Source organism: Paraburkholderia saeva, from assembly GCF_907164555.1.
GTDB lineage: Bacteria > Pseudomonadota > Gammaproteobacteria > Burkholderiales > Burkholderiaceae > Paraburkholderia > Paraburkholderia saeva.
Genome location: NZ_CAJQZC010000009.1, coordinates 196,978 through 216,417, shown reverse-complemented (window position 1 = coordinate 216,417; position 19,440 = coordinate 196,978). Strand labels below are relative to the sequence as shown.

The following is a 19,440-nucleotide window of genomic DNA, read 5'->3' as shown; positions in this document are numbered from 1 at the left end:
GATTCACCCGCAACGCGTCGACGTTGTAAAACGGATTGCTGGCGAGGGACCATGAATACGAAACTACTCGAAACCGACTACCTTGTCATCGGCGCCGGCGCGACTGCGATGGCCTTCGTCGACACGTTGCTCAGCGAGTCCGATGCTCACGTTGTAATGGTCGACCGACATCATCGTCCCGGCGGTCACTGGAACGATGCTTATTCGTTCGTCGGACTGCATCAGCCCTCGGCGTTTTACGGTGTGAATTCGCGCGAACTGAGCACGTGGACCAAAGACACGACCGGCCTGAATCAGGGCATGTACGAGCTCGCCACCGGCGCAGAAGTACTGAGCCACTTCGACCAGGTGATGCGGCAGCGCTTCCTGCCTTCGGGTCGTGTTCAATGGTTTCCGATGAGCGAATACAGCGCGGGCGACGGCGGCGCGCATCACTTCAAATCATTGCTGAATGGCGAAGAACAGCAGGTCGTCGCGCGCAGAAAACGCGTGAACGCCACCCACGCGCGGACAGCCGTGCCTTCGACGCATCGTCCCCGCTACGCGGTTGCGCAGGGCGTGGACTGCATACCGCTGAACGGGTTGCCCGACATTCAGCGGCCGTATCTTCGCTATACGGTAGTAGGCTCTGGCAAGACCGGAATGGATGCGTGCCTCTGGTTGTTGCAAAACGGGGTGCCTCCATCGCGTATCCGCTGGATCATGCCGCGCGACGCATGGCTGATCGATCGCGCCAACACGCAACCCGGCGCGGAGAATTTCGAGCGCTCGATGGTAAGCACTATCGATCAGTTCGAGGCCATCATCGAGGCAACGTCAATTGCCGATCTGTTTGCGAGGCTGGAACAGCGCGGTGTGCTCCTGCGCATCGACAAAACGGTCGAGCCGGGCACGTATCGGTGCGCGATCATTTCGCAGGCGGAGCTGGCGCAACTGCGGCGCATCGAAGATGTTGTGCGCCTTGGACACCTGCGTTCGGTGCAGCCCGCGCAGATCACGCTGGATCGAGGCTCGCTGCCCGCCGAACCGGACACGCTCTACGTCGACTGCTCCGCCAGCGCAATACAGATGCCGCCGGCGCTGCCCGTGTTCGATGGCGATGAGATCAATCTGCTGATGGTGCGCTGGTGCCAACCTGTGTTCAGTGCCGCGCTGATTGCATGGGTCGAGAGCCACATCGCCGATGAGGCCGCGAAGAACGCGCTGTGTCGCCTCGTGCCCAGCCCCGAGCGTCCGGTTGACTGGCTACGCATGTGGGCCGTGACGCTTGCCAACATGACCAGCTGGCGGCAGGACGAGGGTTTGAACGCATGGCTTTCGACTTGCCGGTTGAACAGTATCAACGCGATGATGCGTGGCATGCGGCCGGACGACACCGCCAAAATCGCCTTGTTGCAGGAGACCGGAGCCAAGGCTGCGGCGGCCGCTGCGAAGCTGCCAGCGTTGCTTGCCACCCTGACCTGAACATCATGGAGCGGACCTTGCACGAACTTCAACTTGAGACATTGCAGGTAGGCGCATTGCGCATGCGTGTGGCCACCCAGGGCAGCGGCCCGCTCGTGCTGCTATGCCATGGCTTTCCGGAGTCATGGTATTCGTGGCGACACCAGCTGGCGGCGCTGTCCGCCGCTGGTTTCCGGGCTGTCGCGCCCGATATGCGCGGCTATGGCGGCACCGATGCGCCACCCGATGTGCAGTCGTACACGATGCTGCATCTCGTCGGCGACATGGTGGGGCTCGTCGATGTTCTCGGCGAGAGCGAGGCGGTCATCGTCGGACACGACTGGGGTGCACCGGTGGCCTGGAACGCGGCGATGTTGCGACCCGATCTGTTTCGTGCTGTTGCCGGCATGAGTGTGCCGTTTCATCCGCCGGCACAGGAAGACCTGCTGCGTATGCTGGAACGACAAGGTGTGCACACGTTCTACATGCAATATTTCCAGACACCCGGCGTAGCCGAGAGTGAGTTCGAGGCTGATCCCGAAGCGACCATTCGGCGCGTCACCTTCAGTATGTCGGGCGATGGACCCGGTCGCGTGGTGGCGGGAATAATGGCGCCTGGCGCGGGTTTTCTCGACAGCACAGTGGATCCTGGCACACTGCCAGGCTGGTTGAGCAGCGAAGAAATCACTTACATGGCGAACGAATTCAGGCGCACGGGCTTTAGAGGCGGCCTGAACTGGTACCGAAATTTTAGACGTTCATCGGAACTCATGTCGGCGTGGCGCGGATGCGTGATCCGGCAACCTTCGTTATTCGTCGCCGGCGCGAAAGACGACGTCCTCAAGTTTCCAGGCTCGAAAGCCCGCATCGAAAATCTGGCTCATGTGCTACCAGGGCTACGCGGATGCCATATTCTCGATGGAGCGGGGCACTGGATTCAGCGCGAGCGCCCAGCCGAAGTGAGCGACTTGCTGGTTGCCTTCCTGAAGGGGCTTTAGTCTGGCGGGCGCCCCGTATCGATTGAGCGCATGCATATGAAGTGGGTGGAGGTCGTCGCAGGCCGAACGCCATCATTGAAAGCTAACCCGTTGTGCTGGCAGGCTCGGCCCGCATGTTCTGCAACGCGTCGATGTCAATTCTGCCGCCGCGAAACGGCGTGACGATGGGTAACCAGATTGCTGAGTACATGATTACCGTGCGCCCGGAGTTGTGTTGCGTGGCCTGATGGCGCCGATCGTTGCCGCAGGCGGCGTCATGATCAGCGTTCGACCGCGATACAGCGCAACCTCGTTGGCACGGCCTGCGTTAATCGTCGTTCTCGTCCTGCTGGGGATGTTTATAGCCCTTGTGCCCGCCGTTGTCGTGCCATTGCCGGCTTTCCCTGTAGTCGCCGGCATATCCGTAGCCGTAGGCAACAGGGGCCTGTGCGTACGCGACGGGCATCGCTCCGAAGACGACCGTGGGCGGCGCGGCATACACGGCGCTCTGCGACGAATGCGGACGATCCTGCGTGACGAAATCGTCTGCATGACCAGACCGCGCTGCTGGCAGTTGCGGTGGGGCGGAATTCCGCGATGACGGAGTGCCATGATCGTTCGAAACGGAAGGCGCATGCCGGACGATCTCAGCACGCGCAACCGCACTTCCGCGAGCAGAACCCGACGACGAGGCGACGCCACGGCGCGAGGAGGGTGTTGGCCGCTTTGGCGGCGCCGATGGGGTGATGCCGAGCGTCTGTTTCACGCTCGCTAAAAAGTGCGTCGCCCAGTTCCCGTGATCCTGGGACGCGACGGCAGTTGCCCTGGCTTGCCGCGCTCTTGTGGACGGTCGCGGTGCAGCAGAACCCCGGGAAGGCGCCGCGCGGCGTTCTGACGAAGCGGACGCTACAGGTGGCGTGAGATCGGTACGAGCGCTCGCGATCTCGCGAACGGGCGGTGCTGCAATTGCAGGCGTGGCCGGAGCAGGCAAAGACACCTGTTGCGTGGGCGACGTCGGTTCGATTATTCCCGGCAACTGTTCTGTGCTCGCCTGCGACTGGACGAAGCCGCTCTGACCATGGTCGGGCCGGACATCAAACGTGACAGCACCCACGGCCCCGAAGGCCAGGACGCCTGCCGCTGCAATCCAGGCCGCAGGACGTCCGAACCACGTATGAGTTGAGACTGGCGCCTGATTATCCGCAGGATGGGCGCCAACTGGGCTACCCGCATCCAGATTCAGCGACGCTGACTGTCCGGAGACAGCGCGAGGCGCCGGTTCAATTCGTCTGATCTTTCCCCAGACTTTGCTCACGCCTGTGTGCAACCGGGGGAACCGTCGGAAAAGAATGATGAGCGAAACGATGACGCACATCAGCGTGTTGGCGAGGTTCATCCAGAACATGCCGTTCGGAATCCCCCGGCTCATTTCGAGGAGCATGAGCGCGAAAGTGCCATTGCTGAGCGTCCAGCTTCCCCAGCTCAGCAGACTGTGGCTACGTATGTCCGCTTCCCTCGCGAGGAGTTTGCCGATGGTGGGGAGGTAGGTGAGGATGCGCGCCCCGTTCCAGAACAGGAACATCGCGCTAAGTACCTGGATGTAGAGTTCGTGAGACATCTCGACTCCCTTGCTGGGCATGGCGGATGGGCGACGTGCTTCGCCGCGGGCACCCAGGCTGGTTCAGGCGAATCCGGCCGGCAAAGCCGCAGCAAAAGGGAACGCGGTTCGACACTGCGATTTCCGCAGTCTTGTGCCCGATCTCTGCAAACGGGTTGCGCCTCGTCGTGGCGCCAGAGCCATGCAGCGCGAAACGTGTCGCGCTTACCGCGCCGCGGCAACGGAGGCAGTGCGCCAGCCGGCAGGCAGCGTTTTCATGGCTTACCGATTCATAATAGAAAACTTGTCGCAAGAATGCTGATCCGCATCCAGCGTTCGGAACCGGCCTTCAGGCCCGCATTTGATTCACCGGATCCCTTTCCTGGGGATGTTTTGCATCTTCAGCGGCTTATGTCGCAGCGACCGTTTTGTCTGCCATGGCGCAACGACGCGTTACGTCGTCACGCATCCCGATTGCGTTAGCAGCGTTCAAGCGCGTTCGACAGATCAGCGATCAGGTCGTCAGGATGCTCCAGGCCAACGGATACGCGAATCAAACCTTCGGACACGCCTGCCGCAGCGCGCGCTTCCGCGGGGACGCCCGAATGCGTCGTCGAGGCGGGATGACAGATCAGTGACTCCGTGCCGCCAAGGCTTACCGCAGACTTGAAGAGCGTCAGGCCATTGATGAAGCGAAACGCCTGTTCGCGACCGCCGTCGAGGATGAAAGCGAATGTCGAGCCAGGCCCGCTGCATTGCCGCTGATAGACAGCCTGATAGGCAGGGTCGTCGATGAGTTCCGAATGGAGTACCTTGACGGGCTTAAAGGGGTTGATCGAAAGCCATCGTGCTACAGCGCTGCCGCTCCGTGCGGCCTGCTCCATGCGCAGCACAAGCGTTTCCATTGAGCGCGTAATCATCCAGGACGAATGCGGATCGAGTTGCGAACCCAGTGTGCTGCGGATTGCCCGTATTTTCGTGATCAGGCTGCGGTTGCCCGTGACACCGCCTGCGACCAGATCGCTATGGCCGCCAATGTATTTCGTCAGCGAATACACACTCAGGTCGATTCCCTGTCTGGCAGGTTTCTGGAACAGCGGGCCAAGCAACGTGTTATCGCACACCGAGAGCGGACGATAGCCGTGACGCTTCTCGAAAGCATCGATTTCCCGATGCAATCCTTCAAGATCGAACAGTGCATTCGTCGGGTTCGCCGGCGTTTCGATGTAGCACATTCGTACGTGGCCCTTTTGCGCTGCTGCTTCGAGTGCGGCGCGAATGGCCTCTACCGATAGACCATTATCGATCACCTGTGAGCTGACTCCCCATTCTGGCAGGAACTTTGAAATCAGCGTCTCGGTGCCTCCGTAGAGCGGCACTGACTGCACCACACAATCGCCGGGCCGCAGGAACGCAAGCAGGATCGCAGCGATGGCGGACATGCCGCTCGACGTCACAACCGCGGATTCAGAACCGTCGAGCAGCGCGAGACGGTCTTCGACGATTTCGAGGTTCGGGTGATTGAAGCGGCTATACACGAGGCCCGCGCTTTCCCCTTCCGGTAGAGGTTTGCGGCCTGAAACCATATCGAAGAATTCGGCGCCGTCCTCGGCGGTGCGGAACGCAAATGTCGACGTGAGAAAGACAGGCGGCTTCACCGACCCTTCGGACAGAAATGGATCGTAGCCGTACGACATCATCTGCGTTTCCGGGTGCAGATCGCGATCGGCAATCTTGCGCTTGTGATAGTTGCGATAGGCCATGTTTTGCTCCATACCTGGTCGAAGGGACGGTCGGTGGTTACCAGCGTAAAGTCAGGACACAAGAGGGGCGTCAACAGATATCCAATGTCAGCATTGCTCAGTTGGTCCATTCCTGCAACAGCGCCATCGCGCGCTGTGCAAGCGGAGAAAGATACGCCTCCTTCCGAAACACCACGCCGATGTGCCTGCGCAAGTCGAGTTCGTTCGTGTCGAGGTTGAGCGCGCGCAGTCCTTCGAGCGTATCGAACGATTCAGTGCCCGCAACGCAGAGCATCGCGGTTCCGCGGAGCAGATGCAGCAGCGAGGTGCTGCCGAAGTCTGTTTCGACACGCAGCTTTGGCGCGGCGAGTCCTTGCCTCGCGAAGACCGAGTCCACTTGCTGACGAAGGGGGATGGTCGGCCCCGGTAGCAGCCATTCCTGATCCGCCAGGTCGGCCAGCCGCAGATTGCGCTTCCGGTGCAGCGGATGCGACTCATCAGCGAGCACGGACAGGCTGTCGCGAAAGAGTTCGACGAATGACAGTCCGTTCGCATCCGGGGGCGGCTCGGGCGCCACGATCAGGTCGAGTTCGCCCTCAACGAGTAAATCGACAAGATCGCGCGCCAGCCGACGCCGCAGTCGCAGGCGTGCAGCAGGTCGTTCCTTCAGCAACTGGCGACATGCGCCCAGAACGAGCGCCGCGGCACCGTCGGCGAATAGCCGAGACTCAGCACGCCCTGTTCGCCGCTGCGGAGCGCGCGCATTTCCTTCAGCGCGTCCTCGTATTCCAGTGCAATCCGCCGTGCCCGCGCGAGGAATAGCGAACCCGCCTGAGTGGGCGCGACGCCATGGGCGGTGCGCTGGAACAACGCGAGCCCGGTCTGCGCCTCGACACGCTGAATGGCTTTCGTGAGCGCCGGCTGGCTCATGCCCAGCGCCTCCGCGGCCTTGCCGATGCCGCCGTGCTCGTCGACCGCAAGCAGGTAATCCAGATCCCGCGTCTCCATGGTCATTCCTGTTGGTTATGGATTTATGGCCAATGCCGCATTGCGGTGATGACATGCATCTTACAGACTAACGTCAGCACTGTTAAAGGAGACACCGATTGGGCTTTGCTTGCTTTCTGCGCCGCGCCGCGCGCTATTGGGGCGACACCGTTGCGGTGATTCATCGCAACCGCGAGTTGACGTACCGTCAGCTCGACGAGCGCTCGACCTTGCTGGCAAATGCACTACTCGGCCTTGGGCTCGCAAAAGGAGACCGGGTTGCGGTTCAAGCCCGCAACTGCACGGAGCTGGTGGAAATCGAATGTGCGCTATACAAGACAGGGCTTGTCAAGGCGGCGCTGAATCCGCGCTTCACGGCGCACGAAGCCGCTGACGTCGTCGAGAATTGCGCGCCGCGCGTCATGATCGCAGGCGAAGGATTCACGGCTTATGATCGTGCGTCGCCTGGGTTCGGTTCGGTCGAGTCGTTCATTTCACTCGGCGTTCCCGCGTACGGATACATCGATTGCGAAACACTGATCTCGCGCGCCAGCCCGCATTTGCCCGATGTCGTGTTGTCGTCCGACGATCTCGCCGTGCTGCATTTCTCCTCCGGCTCGACCGGCAGGATCAAGGCCGCCATCCAGACCTACGGCAACCGCCTCGCGTCGCTACGCAAGATTCTGCTGGGCATGGATCGTCCGGCGAAACCCGGCGACCGGCTCGCCCTGATCGGTCCGGTCACGCACGCATCCGGCATGTTGATGCAGCCGTACCTGTATTCGGGCGCCACGCTCGTCCTGTTCGACTCCTTCGAGCCCGCGCATTTTCTGCGGGAAATCGAGCGGCTGCGGATCACGCACGTGTTCATGGTGCCCGCGATGATCAATATGCTGCTCAACGATCCCGCACTGGACGCGGCCGATTTGACGAGCCTGAAGATGCTCGGCTACGGTGCGGCGCCAATGGCGCCGGCGCGTATTCAGGAAGCGTGGACGCGTATCGGTCCGGTGCTGTCGCAAGGTTACGGTGCGAGCGAGTCGACCTCGGGCGTCACACGTCTTTCCATCGCCGATCATGCCGACGCGATTCTCCATCGCCCGGAGCGGCTCGCGTCGTGCGGCCGTCCCACGGGCGAGACCGAAGTCCTCGTCGTTGACGAACACGGACGTTTCGTGGCGAGAAGTCGACCTGCTTCGCGCTAACCGAACCGCACTCCGGTTCGGATGCGCAGAGCATTTCCACCACGGCGGTTGTAGCCGGTGACGAACTGGTGATCAATGGCGTCAAGCATTACATCAGCGGCGCGCCGTTCGCCGATTTCGCGATCGTCATGTGCGTGACAGACACAACGACCACGCCGCCTGCCATCACCGCGGTGCTCCTTGATCTCGATCTGCCTGGCGTGACGGTGGAGCAACAATATGTGCCGATGTCGGGACAGCACATCGATGCGGATATCCGCTTTGCCGATGTGCGTGCCGCGTGCGAACGTATTCGGCGGCGAGGGCAACGGCTTCAGGCTTGGCATGTCGCGCATCAACGTCAACCGGCTGTTGCATTGTCCGACGATGCTCGGCCTTGCGACCTCAGCCTATGAAGCGTCGCTCGATTACGCCCGCACACGGCGGCAGTTCGGCGGCCCGATCGCGCGGTTTCAGGCGATCCAGCACATGCTTGCCGATATGGCCGCGGCGCTGTGGGCGTGCGAAAGCATGATCGCGCAGACGGCCGCGCTTGCCGATGCGGGCGCCGATCTGCGCATGAAGGCGGCAGCCTGCAAGCTGTTCGTGTCGGAACGCTGCTTCGAAATCGCGGACAAGGCCGTGCAGATTCACGGCAACGTCGGAGTGACGCCGCAGGACGGCCCGGCTATTCCTATCACGACTACTGGTACCAGGTGAACGACGGTGACCGGTCATTTGCGGCCGGCGGGCGATTTGGCCAGTCGATTCTCGTGAATCCCAAAGTCGGGCTCACGATCGTCAAGTTTTCATCATATCCCGATCAGGCCGCGCGCCCGACGAGCGCCGCAGCAGGAAAAGCCATTCCACGCGAGTCGCTTGCAACGGCTAGCGCTCTGGACGAGGCGGCCCGTGCAATCAAAGCGGCTATCAGGTAAGGCATCGTACTTCTCAACGACCGCGAAGGCGGAGAATTGTCGACGGAACACTTCGTTGCGACGGGCATCGCGAAGCGAATGTCCGGATCGCAACCCGGCTTTGGACGTTCGCGCACGCGGTGTCTTCCTTCCCGCGCTACACGCTCTTGCGCTCCGCATGCAGCGGCTCGGCATACTGTGCGGCGCTCCTTAGCGAAGTGCAGCCGCTACCGCCTCGTCAATCTGCAGCGCAAAGCGCGCTTCAACATCAGGCACCGTGTAGCCAATTGACAGTTCCAGATACGCGTCGCCTAGCACCAACTGAACGAATGTGGCTGCCCGCAATGCAGCAGTCGATTCGTCGAATCGCTTTCGCAGAATTGTTGCGGCGAAGGCGCGCACGACCTTTGCACCATTTTCGTAGAACACCTGGCCGAGTTCCGGAAGACGCTCGGCCTCAGCAACGATGGCGCGGTAAAGCCGCAAATTATCCAGCGTAATAAGGCTTCGTGCGAGCGACCATCCCAGCTCGCGCAACTCGACTTCGGGTGCGCCACCCGATTGCTCGCCCTGAGCGCTCGCAAGCACCGCGCCCACTTGCGCGCACATCGCGCTCACCAGACCAACGAAGAGCGCCTCCTTCGACTTGAAATGGCGGTAGACCGTCTGTTTGCCGACGCCGGCGGCCGCGGCGACATCGTCCATCGTTGCCTGACCAAAACCCTCGCGCAGGAAGATGGTTTTCGCGCCGTCGAGGATTGCAGACCGCTTGCGGCATTGCAGCGGGCTCAGGCCCGGGAAAGAGAAAGTGTCCATGCGAGATAAATAACAGATCGTCGAATAGTTGACAAGACTGGGCAGTCTCGTTTAGATTGTCAAAACGAGACCGATTAGTCTCGTTTGTGTGGCTATTCAACTTCGCAGCCAATCTTGGAGAACGCTTTGAAACTGTTCATTACAGGTGGTACTGGCTTCATCGGGCAAGCGGTCGCGCGCAAGGCGATCAGCCTCGGTCATCAGGTGACGGCGCTGGTGCGCGAGGACAGCTCGGCGGCCGCCAGCGCGCTGGCGCGTCTCGGTGTGACACTGCATTCCGGCGACCTGCGTGAGCCACAGTCTTTCGCTGCGACTGCCGGTGCCGCTGATGGCGTCGTGCACGCCGCGTCGACCAACGATGCTTCCGCCGCCGCGGCTGATGAGGCCGCGGCTGTAGCGATGCTTTCGCATTTGCGTCCAGGCACGGCGTTTGTCTACACGTCGGGCACCTGGGTCTACGGCAATACGGAGGGGGAGCCCGCGACCGAAGCATCGGCGCTGAACCCGACACCGCTCATCGCCTGGCGGCCCGCAGTGGAGCAACAGGTGCTGACGCTGGCAGCACGCCGCTCGATTGCTGCAGTGATCCTCAGGCCGGCGATGGTGCACGGCTACGGCGGCGGCGTCTTCGGCATGCTTGCCGGCATGGCCCGTCAGACCGGCAGTGTGAGGGTCGTCGGCGATGGTCGCAACCACTGGCCTGCCGTTCACGTCGATGACCTCGCTGCGGCCTACCTGAGCGCGGTAGAAGGGGCGACAAGCGGGGACGTTCGAGTCGCGGGACAGATCTTCAACGTGGTCGCGGAAGACGCCGTTGCGGTAGCCGAAATGGGTGAAGCGATCCGGGCGTCGGTCGGCGCCGGTCGCGTCGAACCCTGGCCGCTCGACGATGCTCGCAAATCGCTCGGACCGTTCGCCGACGCCCTGGCGCTCGACCAGAGCGTAAGCGGCCAGCATGCCCGGCGCGTTCTTGCGTGGCAGCCCCATGGCCCCGGCCTGATTGCGGACCTCTCCGCACAAAAGCACTTTCAGCAGATCAGCGGAGCATGATCATGGTGTGGGCCAGTGCATCTTTCGAATCGATTCTCGCGATGATCGTAGCGGTTCTGTTCGCGGTTGCCGGGGTGGTCAATCTCACAGGACGCGGCACGGTGAAGCGCGACTTCGCGCGCTGGGGTTACCCGGCATGGTTTCATTTGCTCTGTGGCGCGCTTGAACTGTTGAGTGCGGCACTTCTCTTTGGACAACAAACCAGAGTCCTGGGCCTGACGCTGGCCGGTGCCATTCTGGTCGCCGTGCTCTTCACGTTGCTGCGAAACCGGGAGCCGTTCCGGCATCTCGCCCCAGCGCTGATCTTCTCGGCTCTCGTTGTGGCCACTGTGGCGCTCCGCGGTTGAGGCTTGCCCGCCACCAGGCGAGCGAGCCCGGGACGCTAACAGGCCGCGCGGGCAATCCGTGCTGCAGGCATCTGGAATACGCACAAGGATAGCGGCACTGGAGCAACGCCAGTCTGATTACGCGCGTCACGCGTCTGCTCCTCGTAGCGATGGCTGGGCGCTCCGCGTCGCCTGCCGCAGATCACCGCTTTACGTGCCACGGGAAACGGTCCCTCATCCACCCGCATTCCTGGGTTTACCGAACCATCGCGCCAAGGCCCCGGCAATCTCCTCATAGCGAGGGGCGGCTTCACTCGCCCACGCGATGACCCCGTCAGGACGCAGCAGTACAGCGCGCAATTCCAGCCGCTCCTTGACCTCGCCTGCCACATAGATGACCTGCTCTCGCCAACGGCTCGCCAGCGCCTGAAGCGATGCGGTCGGGTCGAACTCCAGGAGCAGGCCTTTTCCTTCGCGCAGAAGACTGCCGACCTTCGTTCCGTCGACCAGTTCGAAATCAGGAGCGCTGCGGCCTGCCAGAGGATGACTGCCGCCAAGGTCGTAGCAGAGCGAAACCCCCCATACGCGCCCAGCAAAGTATGTCGCGCCATCGCGGGTCTCGATGAGATCACGGATGATGGCTGCAAGCGCGCGCGTGCTTTGGGTAGGCCGCATGAGTGCCACCTGCGCGCGCGACCAGTCGAGAACGCCCGCTCCCACCGGATGCCGTTCCCGGTGATAGCTGTCGAGCAGATTGGCCGGTGCGTCGCCACGAATCGTGGATGCCAGCTTCCAACCCAGATTCATCGCGTCTCCCAGACCAAGATTGAGCCCCTGACCGCCCAGGGGAGAGTGGATGTGTGCGGCATCGCCCGCGAGCAGCACGCGTCCTTTTCTATACGTTGTCGCCTGAAAGGCTCGATCCGTCCAGGTGGTAGCGAGCTCAAGTCTTGTCAGGGTGATATTTGTGCCAGACACGCGGCGCAAGACCGTCTGCACATGCTCCAGCGTGATCGGCCGGATCCGGTGAAAGGCGCCGCCGTCGAAATCAGCCATCGCGATCGTGCCGGGCCGCGCATAGGTGTACATGCCAGTGGGCGTGTAGTGCCGGCCGGGGCGGAGCGCCGCCGGGTCGGCCATCTCGACTTCGACCGAATAGCCCGTGAATTCGGGATCGGTGCCAACGAAATCAAAGGCGCCTGCCTTGCGAATTGCACTGCGGCCCCCATCGCAGCCGACGAGCCAGCGTGCACGAAAAGTGTCCGCGCCAGCGTGAACGGTCACGCCTTCGTCTGATGCCTGAAATTCGCCGACCCCGAAGCCACGCCGGATCTCGGCTCCCATCGCGCAGGCTCGGCGCGCCAGCACGGTTTCGAGTGTCTCAAGTGCAACTGCCATGGGGGTGTCGGCTGGACCTGGCAGACGAAACGGCCACTTCGAGCTTTCGATGTCATCGTGGTAGAACTGAATGCCTGCGAAGTGGCCGGCAGGCCGGCGCGGCTGTCGCATCCAGTGCGGGGTGGTAGCAGTCTTGCCTGCGGCATCGCTCGCACGCTGCGCCGCGACGACTTCGTCCAGCAACCCACGACGGTAAAAGGCTTCAAGTGTGGGCACCGAAAGGCCGCGCATTCCAAACGGAAGGCGCTTCAGGGGAGAGTGTGGGTCTTCGGCTTGCTCGAGCACCAGGACCGAGAGGCCAGACAGGCGCAGCTCGCAGGCGAGAAACAGGCCGACGGGACCGGCTCCAGCAATGACGACGTCGTAAATATCTTGATGATGCTCGTGCATGAACTGCTCCTTGTCGATGTCCGACCGGAGCGTTCCTCATTCGGGAGCCACACGGACGAACGTTTGGACGCCTGAACAGCGCCAAATATTCGTCGCGGGGATCTCGTGCGCGAGGCCAAAGACCAGAGCTTTCGTTACCGAAAGGACTTGGGCTTACCAAACCAAGTCTGCCTTTTCCGACGCGGTTTTATAACATGGTAGCGATGGCGTGGCAACAACCGGCGGCGCTCGAAGCCGCGCGATAAAGCTGCTGACCGTTACGCAACCAACCCAGCCGCTTTACGGGAATGAGGATGGCCATGTCAACATCGCTCCCACAAACGGACATCAATTACTGCAACCTCGACCGGTCGCGACGGGTCGACCATCGTCAACGGCGCGATGCGTACCGGACCCCGTTGCCTCGATGACGATGGACGCCTGACGGTTCAGCACGCTGGGAGCGGAGCGACAACAAGCAACGTCGGCGAAGCACGATTAAACTGGCTCGACCTGTTAGCGATGGAGCCGCAACATGCCACGTCAGCTTCGCCTCGGCGCGTTCATGCGTCCGACCACCATTCACACCGGTGCATGGCGCTATCCCGGCGCCTACCCCGATGCCAATTTCAATTTCACGCATCTGAAACGCTTTGCGCAGACGCTCGAGCGTGGCCGTTTCGACGCGTTCTTCATGGCCGACCATCTGGCGGTGCTCAATATGCCGCTCGACGCGCTCAGGCACAGCCACACGGTCACGTCGTTCGAACCGCTGACGCTGCTGCCCGCGCTGGCTGCCGTCACTGAGAGGCTCGGCCTGATCGCAACCGCGTCCACGACCTTCGACGCGCCTTATCACGTCGCACGGCGGTTTGCCTCACTCGACCATATCAGCGGCGGCCGGGCGGGATGGAATCTCGTGACGACCTCGAATCCCGACGCCGCACTCAATTTCGGTCTCGACGAGCATGTCGAACACGACGAACGGTATCGGCGCGGCCGCGAGTTTTTCGATGTGGTCACGGGCCTGTGGGACAGCTGGGCCGACGACGCTTTTATCCGCGATACCGAAAGCGGCATCTTCTTCGATCCGGAGAAGATGCATGTGCTCAACTATCGCAGCGAGAACTTCTCGGTGCGCGGTCCGTTGAATATCGCGCGGCCCATTCAGGGATGGCCGGTCATCGTGCAGGCGGGATCGTCGGAAGCGGGGCGTCAGATCGCCGCCGAAACCGCTGAAGTGGTTTTCACGGCGCAGACCCTGCTCGCCGACGGCAAGCGCTTCTATGCGGACGTTAAAGGCCGGATGGAGAAGCTTGGGCGTTCACGCGATCACATGAAGATTTTGCCGGCAGCGTTCGTGGTAGTCGGCGATACGCTGGATCAGGCGCGCGAAATCCGGGAGCGGCTCGATACGTTCGTCCATTACGAGAGCGGTATCGCTTCGTTGTCGATTGCATTGGGGCACGACGTGTCCGGTCTCGATCCCGACGGTCCGTTGCCCGGGATCCCCGAGACCAATGCGAGCCGCACTGCGCGGCAACGTGTGGTCGAATGGGCGCGGCGTGACGGGCTGACGGTCCGTCAGCTCGCGCAGCGTATGGGCGGATATTCGGGACTTGAAATGGTTGGCACTGCGCAGACGATTGCCGATCAGATGGAGCAATGGCTGGTAGAAGAGGGCTCGGACGGATTCAACGTGATGTTTCCGTGGCTGCCGGGCGGTCTGGACGACTTCGTCGACAAGGTCATTCCCGAGTTGCAGAAACGAGGCCTGTTCCGGCGCGAGTATGAAGGTACGACTCTGCGCGAGAACCTGGGGTTACCGCGGCCTGAAAACCGCTTTTTTTCACGGCGTGACGTATGAAAACAAACGCTGCGGCCGCCACCCGGCGCGTGCAGCACGAGCCGTCCTGCTCTCTGGCGAGGGGCGAGTTCGCGCGGCGCGCGCAACGCCGTCAGGTGGCGTGCGCGTGAATGCGCTAGCGCGTTAGCGCCTTGGCGCGCCAGCGTCGCGCTGACGCCTGCATCAGCCAGTCACACTACCGTTCCTGCTCGACCTGATTGAGACCGAAACGCCGGTAAGCAAGGCGCGCCGCGAAGTCGAGAAGAAAGCCGAGCGCACCGATCACCAGTACAACTGCGGTCAGTTCCGAATAGGCGAGCCGGTCACGCGTATCGAGGATCAGATAGCCGAGGCCCGAACTCACGCCGAGCATTTCCGCTGGCACGAGGACAATCCAGAGAATGCCGATGGCGAGCCGCACGCCGGTCAGCACATGGGCGGCAATGCCGGGAACATAGATATGCCAGAGCATTTCGGCGCGGGTCGCGGCGAGGCTTTCGCCGAGCTGCAACCAGCGCCTGTCGATCTGCGCGACGCCGGCGGCGGTGCTCATCATCAGCGGCCACACGGCGGCGAAAGCCAGCAGAAAATACACGGCGCGATCGCCGATGCCGAGCGACATCACGGCGATCGGCATCCACGATAACGGCGAGATCATGCGCAGAAACTGAAGTGTGGGCGACAGGGCCGTATCGAGCGCCTTCATGCGGCCGATCAGAAAGCCGAGCGGCACACCCGTCAGCAGCGCCCACAGCAGCCCGATGGCGATCCGCCGCAAGCTGGTGACGATGTGAACGGCAAGCCGGTCTTCGGTGATGAGCGACGGCAGCGCTGCCGCCGCCCGGGCCGGTGAAAACTGCGCGGCGAGGGTCCCCGGTCCGGCGAAAAGCGCCGTTGCCAGCCACCAGATCGCGACGATAGCCACGAGTCCGCCGAGCCCGAGCGCGGCGCGCCCCAGCCAGCCCGAAGCGGTGCCGCCCGTACGCGGGACCGAACGGGCGGTATGAGCGTCGACGGGGCGCGTGGCCAGACTAGACAACGATCGTCTCCGTGCGCGAAAACCCGTCCGGCAAGCCAAATGCCTGCATGCCGCCAACCGCCTTGATGCTGTTTTTCACGAAGCGGTCATCCACCAGGTCGCGCGCGACAAACGCCGGATCGAGCTGACGCAGGAACTGCGTGTTGCCTTCCAGTTGCGTCGTCTTCAGACGCTGCACGAGTTCTTCGGTGTAGGCCGGATAGGGATAGGGCTGGAAATCGATGCGTTTTGCGTGCCAGTCCGCATGGATGATCGCGCGGTCGGCCAGATAACGGCCCTGATCGGCAGGCGCAGGCGCAAGCACGTCGCTCAATACGGCAGCGGCGTGCGGCGTGTAGTGGTTCTGGCCGCTCTTCGACAGCAGCTGGGCGGCATCCTGCGGGTGAGTACGCGTCCACAACTGTGCCTTGACGATCGCATCAACGACCTTCTGCGACCACGCAGCGCGTTCGGTCAGATCGCGCTCGTGCATGAACACGACGCAGCACGCGTGGTTCTTCCAGACATCGCCGGTAAAGCGCAGCACTTTACCCACCTTCAGCTGCTCGGCCGCTGCGTTGAACGGTTCGGCGACAATGAACCCGGCGATCTGCTTCGACGCGAGCGCGGGCGGCATGTCCGAAGGCGCCATCACGACGAGCCGCACCTCGTCTGGCTTGAGCTCGCCGTCTTTCTTCACGACCGGCGCGAGCCCCTGCGCGCGCAACAGGTCCTGAACGACCACATTGTGGATCGAGTACCAGAACGGTACGGCGACGGTTTTTCCAGCCAGGTCGCCAACCTTGTCGATGTCCGGCGACACGGTCAGCGCCGAGCCATTGACGTGATTCCACGCGACTATTTTCGCTTGAGCCTGACCGCCGTAGCGCGCCCAGATCGTCATCGGTGCGAGCAGATGCACGACGTTGACCTGACCGGACAGGAAGGCCTCCACGAGCTGCGCCCAACTGCGAAGGAGCGTCGGCTTTTCGACGGCGAGGCCCGCCGCTTCGAAATAGCCGTTGTTATGGGCGACCAGCAACGGAGCGGCATCCGTGATCGGCAGATAGCCGATGCGCACGGGTGCATCCGGGTCCGTGGCGGCCCGCGCGTTGAGCGCGCCGAGCAACGGGGCAGCGCCGGCCACGGTGAACATGGAGGCGAGCTTGAGCCACTCGCGGCGGGACATCGGAAGCTGGCACATGCGTGTCTGCCTTCTAGGTGGAAGAGGTAAGCGCCACGCGCGACATCGAATCGTGCAGCGCCTGAAGAATCTGGATGCGTAACGCGCCGAGCGCGTCGAGGTGCATGTCGCGTGGCGACGGGACATCGACTGTCAGTTGCAGGATTGGCCTGCCCCGATTGCCGAGCACGACAATGCGGCTGGAAACGAGCAGCGCTTCGTCGATATCGTGCGTGACGAGGAGGGTTGCGGCACCGGTCTCGCGAACCACGCTCACCAGGAGTTGCTGCATTTCGGCGCGCGTGACTTCATCGAGTGCGCCGAACGGCTCGTCCAGCAGCAGCGTGCGCGGTTTGCGGGCGAGGCACCGCGCGAGCGCTGCGCGCTGCGCCATGCCGCCCGACAACTGGCGCGGCACGTAGTGACGGGCGTGCGCAAGCCCGACCTGATTCAATGCGGTCGTCACACGCTCGCGCCGCGCGCTGCGCGACACATCCGGCTGACGTGAAAAGCCGAGCCCGAACGCCACGTTCTTTTCGACGGACAGCCACGGCAGCAGACACGGATCCTGAAACGCCAGTGCGACGTCGGGCCGCGGGCCGCGCAGTGCCGTGCCATCGACGACAACCTGCCCGGATTCCGGATGCTGCAAGCCGGCGACAATGCGCAGCAACGTCGATTTCCCGCAGCCGCTCGGACCCAGTACGGAGACGAGTTCGCCCGCGCGCACGTCGAGATCGACGCCGTCCAGCACGCGACGCCCGGCGTAGCCGAGTCCGACTTGCCGTACGTTCACGCGCGGTGCGTTTGTGCTGGCTGTGTCGTTCATGCGGCTTTGGTCTGCCGATGCTGTGCCAGCTGGTTTTTCAGCTGCACGATGCTCGGCGTGACGATCGGCACAAACGCGGCTTCGCGCGTGCGCCGCGCGGTGCCGCCCTGGTCGCGCAGATAGCCGCGCCCACCGGCCGTCACGACTTCGAGACGTACCGCCTGGTCGACGACGGCAGCGAGGCCTATCCGCACTTCGAAGAGCGCAGCGGGTGTCGACAGAAAGGTGCCGTGCTGAACGCCGTCGAGCAGTCGCCGGGTCAGGCTGTCGAGTTCGCGTGCAAGCGGGCGGACTTCGTCCTCGACGGCGGCGCGGGCGGCGGGGCTGGCCGCTTCGATGGCGGCCAGCGCGCGGCGCGCAAGACCCGTCGACAGTCCGCATTGAAGACCGAGGAACGCCGGGCGTACCCGCGCGAGGAAGGCGGGCGCGTCGGCTGTGATCTGCCAGCTTGCGTCGAGCACGGCGCCGTCGAGCGCGAGCGCAGCGGTGTTGCTGGAGCGCAGCGCGACGAGATCGAGATCGTCGCTGCGCGCCACGCCCACTGCATCATGCGGAATCGCAAAGATCGAAGGCGGTCCGCCCTCGATATGATCGAACGCAGCGGCCGCAAGGAAACCCTCACGGCGCAGGTTGGTGATCCACGGCAGCTTGCCGTTGAGCGTCCAGCCAGCGCTTGAACTATCACCGGAGCGGCGCGTTGCATGCATCTGCAGCGGCTCGATCGCGGACAGATATTTCATCGCGTTCGACAGCCCCGTCGCGCCCGCCAGATCGCCGCGCAGCAACGCAGGCAACCAGCGTTCACGCAATGCTTCGTTCGGACTGTGCAGCAGGTATTCGATGAACGTGCGCTGACCCCAGAACACGAACGCCGCCGTCAGCGAGTGACCGGCCACGCTCGCGATCGCTTCGATCGCATCGACTGTGGTGCCGTCCAGGCCGCCCTGATTCGCCGGCACCCCGATACGAAAAAGACCGGCGCCCGCTAGTTGCGGCAGGATCTCGCGCGCAAGCTCCTGCTGCGCGTCGAGCGCCTCGGCGTGGGTGTCGAGCCATGCCGCCGGTTCAGGCGCAATGGCGACGAGCGGCACGGCGCTCATGCGACGTGCGCGTTCGCTTCCCAGCGATACGCGGCCAGTTGCGGATTGAGTTCGTTTTGCGCGAGATTGTTGGCGAAGTTGCACAACGTCGCGAGACTCACGCCGAGCACCACTTCGAGTGCGTTGGCGTCGCTGAATCCCGCCGCGCGGAATGCGGCGAGCGCGGCGTCGGGCACCGCGCCGCGCGTGGCGATCACCGCCCGCGTGAAGATCGCCACGGCGTCGAGGCGCGCATCGGGCAGCGGTTGTTGCTCACGGATCGCCTCGACCAGTTGCGCATCGAGTTGTGCTTTCTTCAACGCCACAGCGGTATGGCCCGCGACGCAGAATCCGCAGCCGTGTATGCCGGCTGCGGTGATCTGCACTGTTTCGCGTTCGGCGAGTGTAAGACCGCTGCGGCCGTTGATTTCCGCGACGGTCAGATACGTTTCGAGTGCCGTCGGTGCATTCGCCAGCGAAGCGACGAGGTTCGGCAGGAAGCCATTGGCCGCCTGCGCGCGTTCGAGGTAGGGACGGCTCGCTTCAGGCGCGCTTTCGATTGTTTGCAGTGGTAGACGGCTCATGTCGGTTCCTCATGGACAGGCCTTGATTGTGGTAGCCGCAGGGGGCGTCCACAATGCGCCGTTGTCTGCGGTTTCTGCGAATCTGTCTCGCGATG

Annotated in this window: 14 protein-coding genes and 3 pseudogenes; 7 read left to right on the top strand and 10 right to left on the bottom strand. The window is 62.9% G+C overall.

Going from position 1 to position 19,440, the window contains the following annotated elements; translation table 11 throughout:
- Positions 1 to 51: 51 nt before the first annotated feature.
- Positions 52 to 1,464 (top strand): NAD(P)-binding protein, encoded by a 1,413-nt coding sequence (locus LPA36_RS22365; protein WP_228881653.1) that lies wholly within the window; start codon positions 52 to 54, stop codon positions 1,462 to 1,464.
- Between the two features lie 17 nt (positions 1,465 to 1,481).
- The gene (locus tag LPA36_RS22360) at positions 1,482 to 2,441 is read left to right on the top strand and encodes an alpha/beta fold hydrolase (protein WP_228881643.1); all 960 of its coding nucleotides are present in this window, start codon (positions 1,482 to 1,484) and stop codon (positions 2,439 to 2,441) included.
- A gap of 307 nt (positions 2,442 to 2,748) precedes the next feature.
- On the opposite strand, the gene LPA36_RS22355 is transcribed toward LPA36_RS22360, so the two are convergent.
- The 3 genes and pseudogenes from LPA36_RS22355 to LPA36_RS22345 form a co-directional block, all read right to left on the bottom strand.
- The gene (locus tag LPA36_RS22355) at positions 2,749 to 4,038 is read right to left on the bottom strand and encodes a hypothetical protein (protein WP_228881632.1); all 1,290 of its coding nucleotides are present in this window, start codon (positions 4,036 to 4,038) and stop codon (positions 2,749 to 2,751) included.
- Between the two features lie 458 nt (positions 4,039 to 4,496).
- A complete protein-coding gene (locus LPA36_RS22350) occupies positions 4,497 to 5,780 on the bottom strand; it encodes a cystathionine gamma-synthase family protein (protein WP_228881629.1) in 1,284 nt (427 codons plus the stop codon).
- Between the two features lie 97 nt (positions 5,781 to 5,877).
- A pseudogene (locus LPA36_RS22345) lies at positions 5,878 to 6,767 on the bottom strand (LysR family transcriptional regulator).
- A gap of 98 nt (positions 6,768 to 6,865) precedes the next feature.
- Here LPA36_RS22345 and LPA36_RS22340 point away from each other — a divergent pair.
- Together LPA36_RS22340 and LPA36_RS22335 are read left to right on the top strand one after the other, a co-directional pair.
- Positions 6,866 to 7,927: pseudogene (locus LPA36_RS22340) on the top strand (AMP-binding protein); the annotation flags it as partial.
- Positions 7,921 to 8,602 (top strand): annotated as a pseudogene (locus LPA36_RS22335) (acyl-CoA dehydrogenase family protein); the annotation flags it as partial. The pseudogenes LPA36_RS22340 and LPA36_RS22335, both read left to right, overlap by 7 nt.
- 455 nt (positions 8,603 to 9,057) lie before the next feature.
- Here the strand turns inward: LPA36_RS22335 and LPA36_RS22330 are convergent.
- Positions 9,058 to 9,663, bottom strand: a complete 606-nt coding sequence (locus LPA36_RS22330; protein ID WP_228934149.1) for a TetR/AcrR family transcriptional regulator — start codon at positions 9,661 to 9,663, stop codon at positions 9,058 to 9,060.
- Positions 9,664 to 9,789: 126 nt separating this feature from the next.
- Here LPA36_RS22330 and LPA36_RS22325 point away from each other — a divergent pair, with 126 nt between their 5' ends.
- Positions 9,790 to 10,713: an NAD-dependent epimerase/dehydratase family protein gene (locus LPA36_RS22325; RefSeq protein WP_228881624.1), complete on the top strand. Its 924-nt coding sequence runs from the start codon at positions 9,790 to 9,792 to the stop codon at positions 10,711 to 10,713.
- A gap of 2 nt (positions 10,714 to 10,715) precedes the next feature.
- Positions 10,716 to 11,060 carry a DoxX family protein gene (locus tag LPA36_RS22320; RefSeq protein WP_228881622.1) on the top strand — a complete coding sequence of 115 codons (345 nt, stop codon included), beginning with the start codon at positions 10,716 to 10,718 and terminating at the stop codon, positions 11,058 to 11,060.
- 213 nt (positions 11,061 to 11,273) lie between these two features.
- Here the strand turns inward: LPA36_RS22320 and LPA36_RS22315 are convergent, their stop codons facing one another.
- Positions 11,274 to 12,827: an FAD-dependent monooxygenase gene (locus LPA36_RS22315; protein ID WP_228881619.1), complete on the bottom strand. Its 1,554-nt coding sequence runs from the start codon at positions 12,825 to 12,827 to the stop codon at positions 11,274 to 11,276.
- Positions 12,828 to 13,341: 514 nt separating this feature from the next.
- Here LPA36_RS22315 and LPA36_RS22310 point away from each other — a divergent pair.
- On the top strand, positions 13,342 to 14,673 hold the full coding sequence (locus tag LPA36_RS22310; protein ID WP_228881614.1) for an LLM class flavin-dependent oxidoreductase: 1,332 nt from the start codon (positions 13,342 to 13,344) through the stop codon (positions 14,671 to 14,673).
- 175 nt (positions 14,674 to 14,848) lie between these two features.
- On the opposite strand, the gene LPA36_RS22305 is transcribed toward LPA36_RS22310, so the two are convergent.
- The 5 genes from LPA36_RS22305 to LPA36_RS22285 are packed head-to-tail and all read right to left on the bottom strand — an operon-like array spanning position 14,849 to position 19,345.
- The gene (locus LPA36_RS22305; protein WP_407674323.1) at positions 14,849 to 15,691 is read right to left on the bottom strand and encodes an ABC transporter permease; all 843 of its coding nucleotides are present in this window, start codon (positions 15,689 to 15,691) and stop codon (positions 14,849 to 14,851) included.
- On the bottom strand, positions 15,684 to 16,874 hold the full coding sequence (locus tag LPA36_RS22300) for an ABC transporter substrate-binding protein (RefSeq protein ID WP_228881612.1): 1,191 nt from the start codon (positions 16,872 to 16,874) through the stop codon (positions 15,684 to 15,686). The genes LPA36_RS22305 and LPA36_RS22300 overlap by 8 nt, the downstream gene beginning before the upstream one ends.
- A gap of 13 nt (positions 16,875 to 16,887) precedes the next feature.
- Complete coding sequence (locus tag LPA36_RS22295; RefSeq protein WP_228881611.1) at positions 16,888 to 17,682, bottom strand: ABC transporter ATP-binding protein; 795 nt, start codon at positions 17,680 to 17,682, stop codon at positions 16,888 to 16,890.
- Positions 17,679 to 18,782, bottom strand: a complete 1,104-nt coding sequence (locus LPA36_RS22290) for an acyl-CoA dehydrogenase family protein (RefSeq protein ID WP_228881608.1) — start codon at positions 18,780 to 18,782, stop codon at positions 17,679 to 17,681. Before LPA36_RS22290 ends, LPA36_RS22295 begins: the two co-directional genes overlap by 4 nt.
- Positions 18,779 to 19,345 (bottom strand): carboxymuconolactone decarboxylase family protein, encoded by a 567-nt coding sequence (locus LPA36_RS22285; protein ID WP_228881607.1) that lies wholly within the window; start codon positions 19,343 to 19,345, stop codon positions 18,779 to 18,781. Before LPA36_RS22285 ends, LPA36_RS22290 begins: the two co-directional genes overlap by 4 nt.
- Positions 19,346 to 19,440 lie beyond the last annotated feature (95 nt).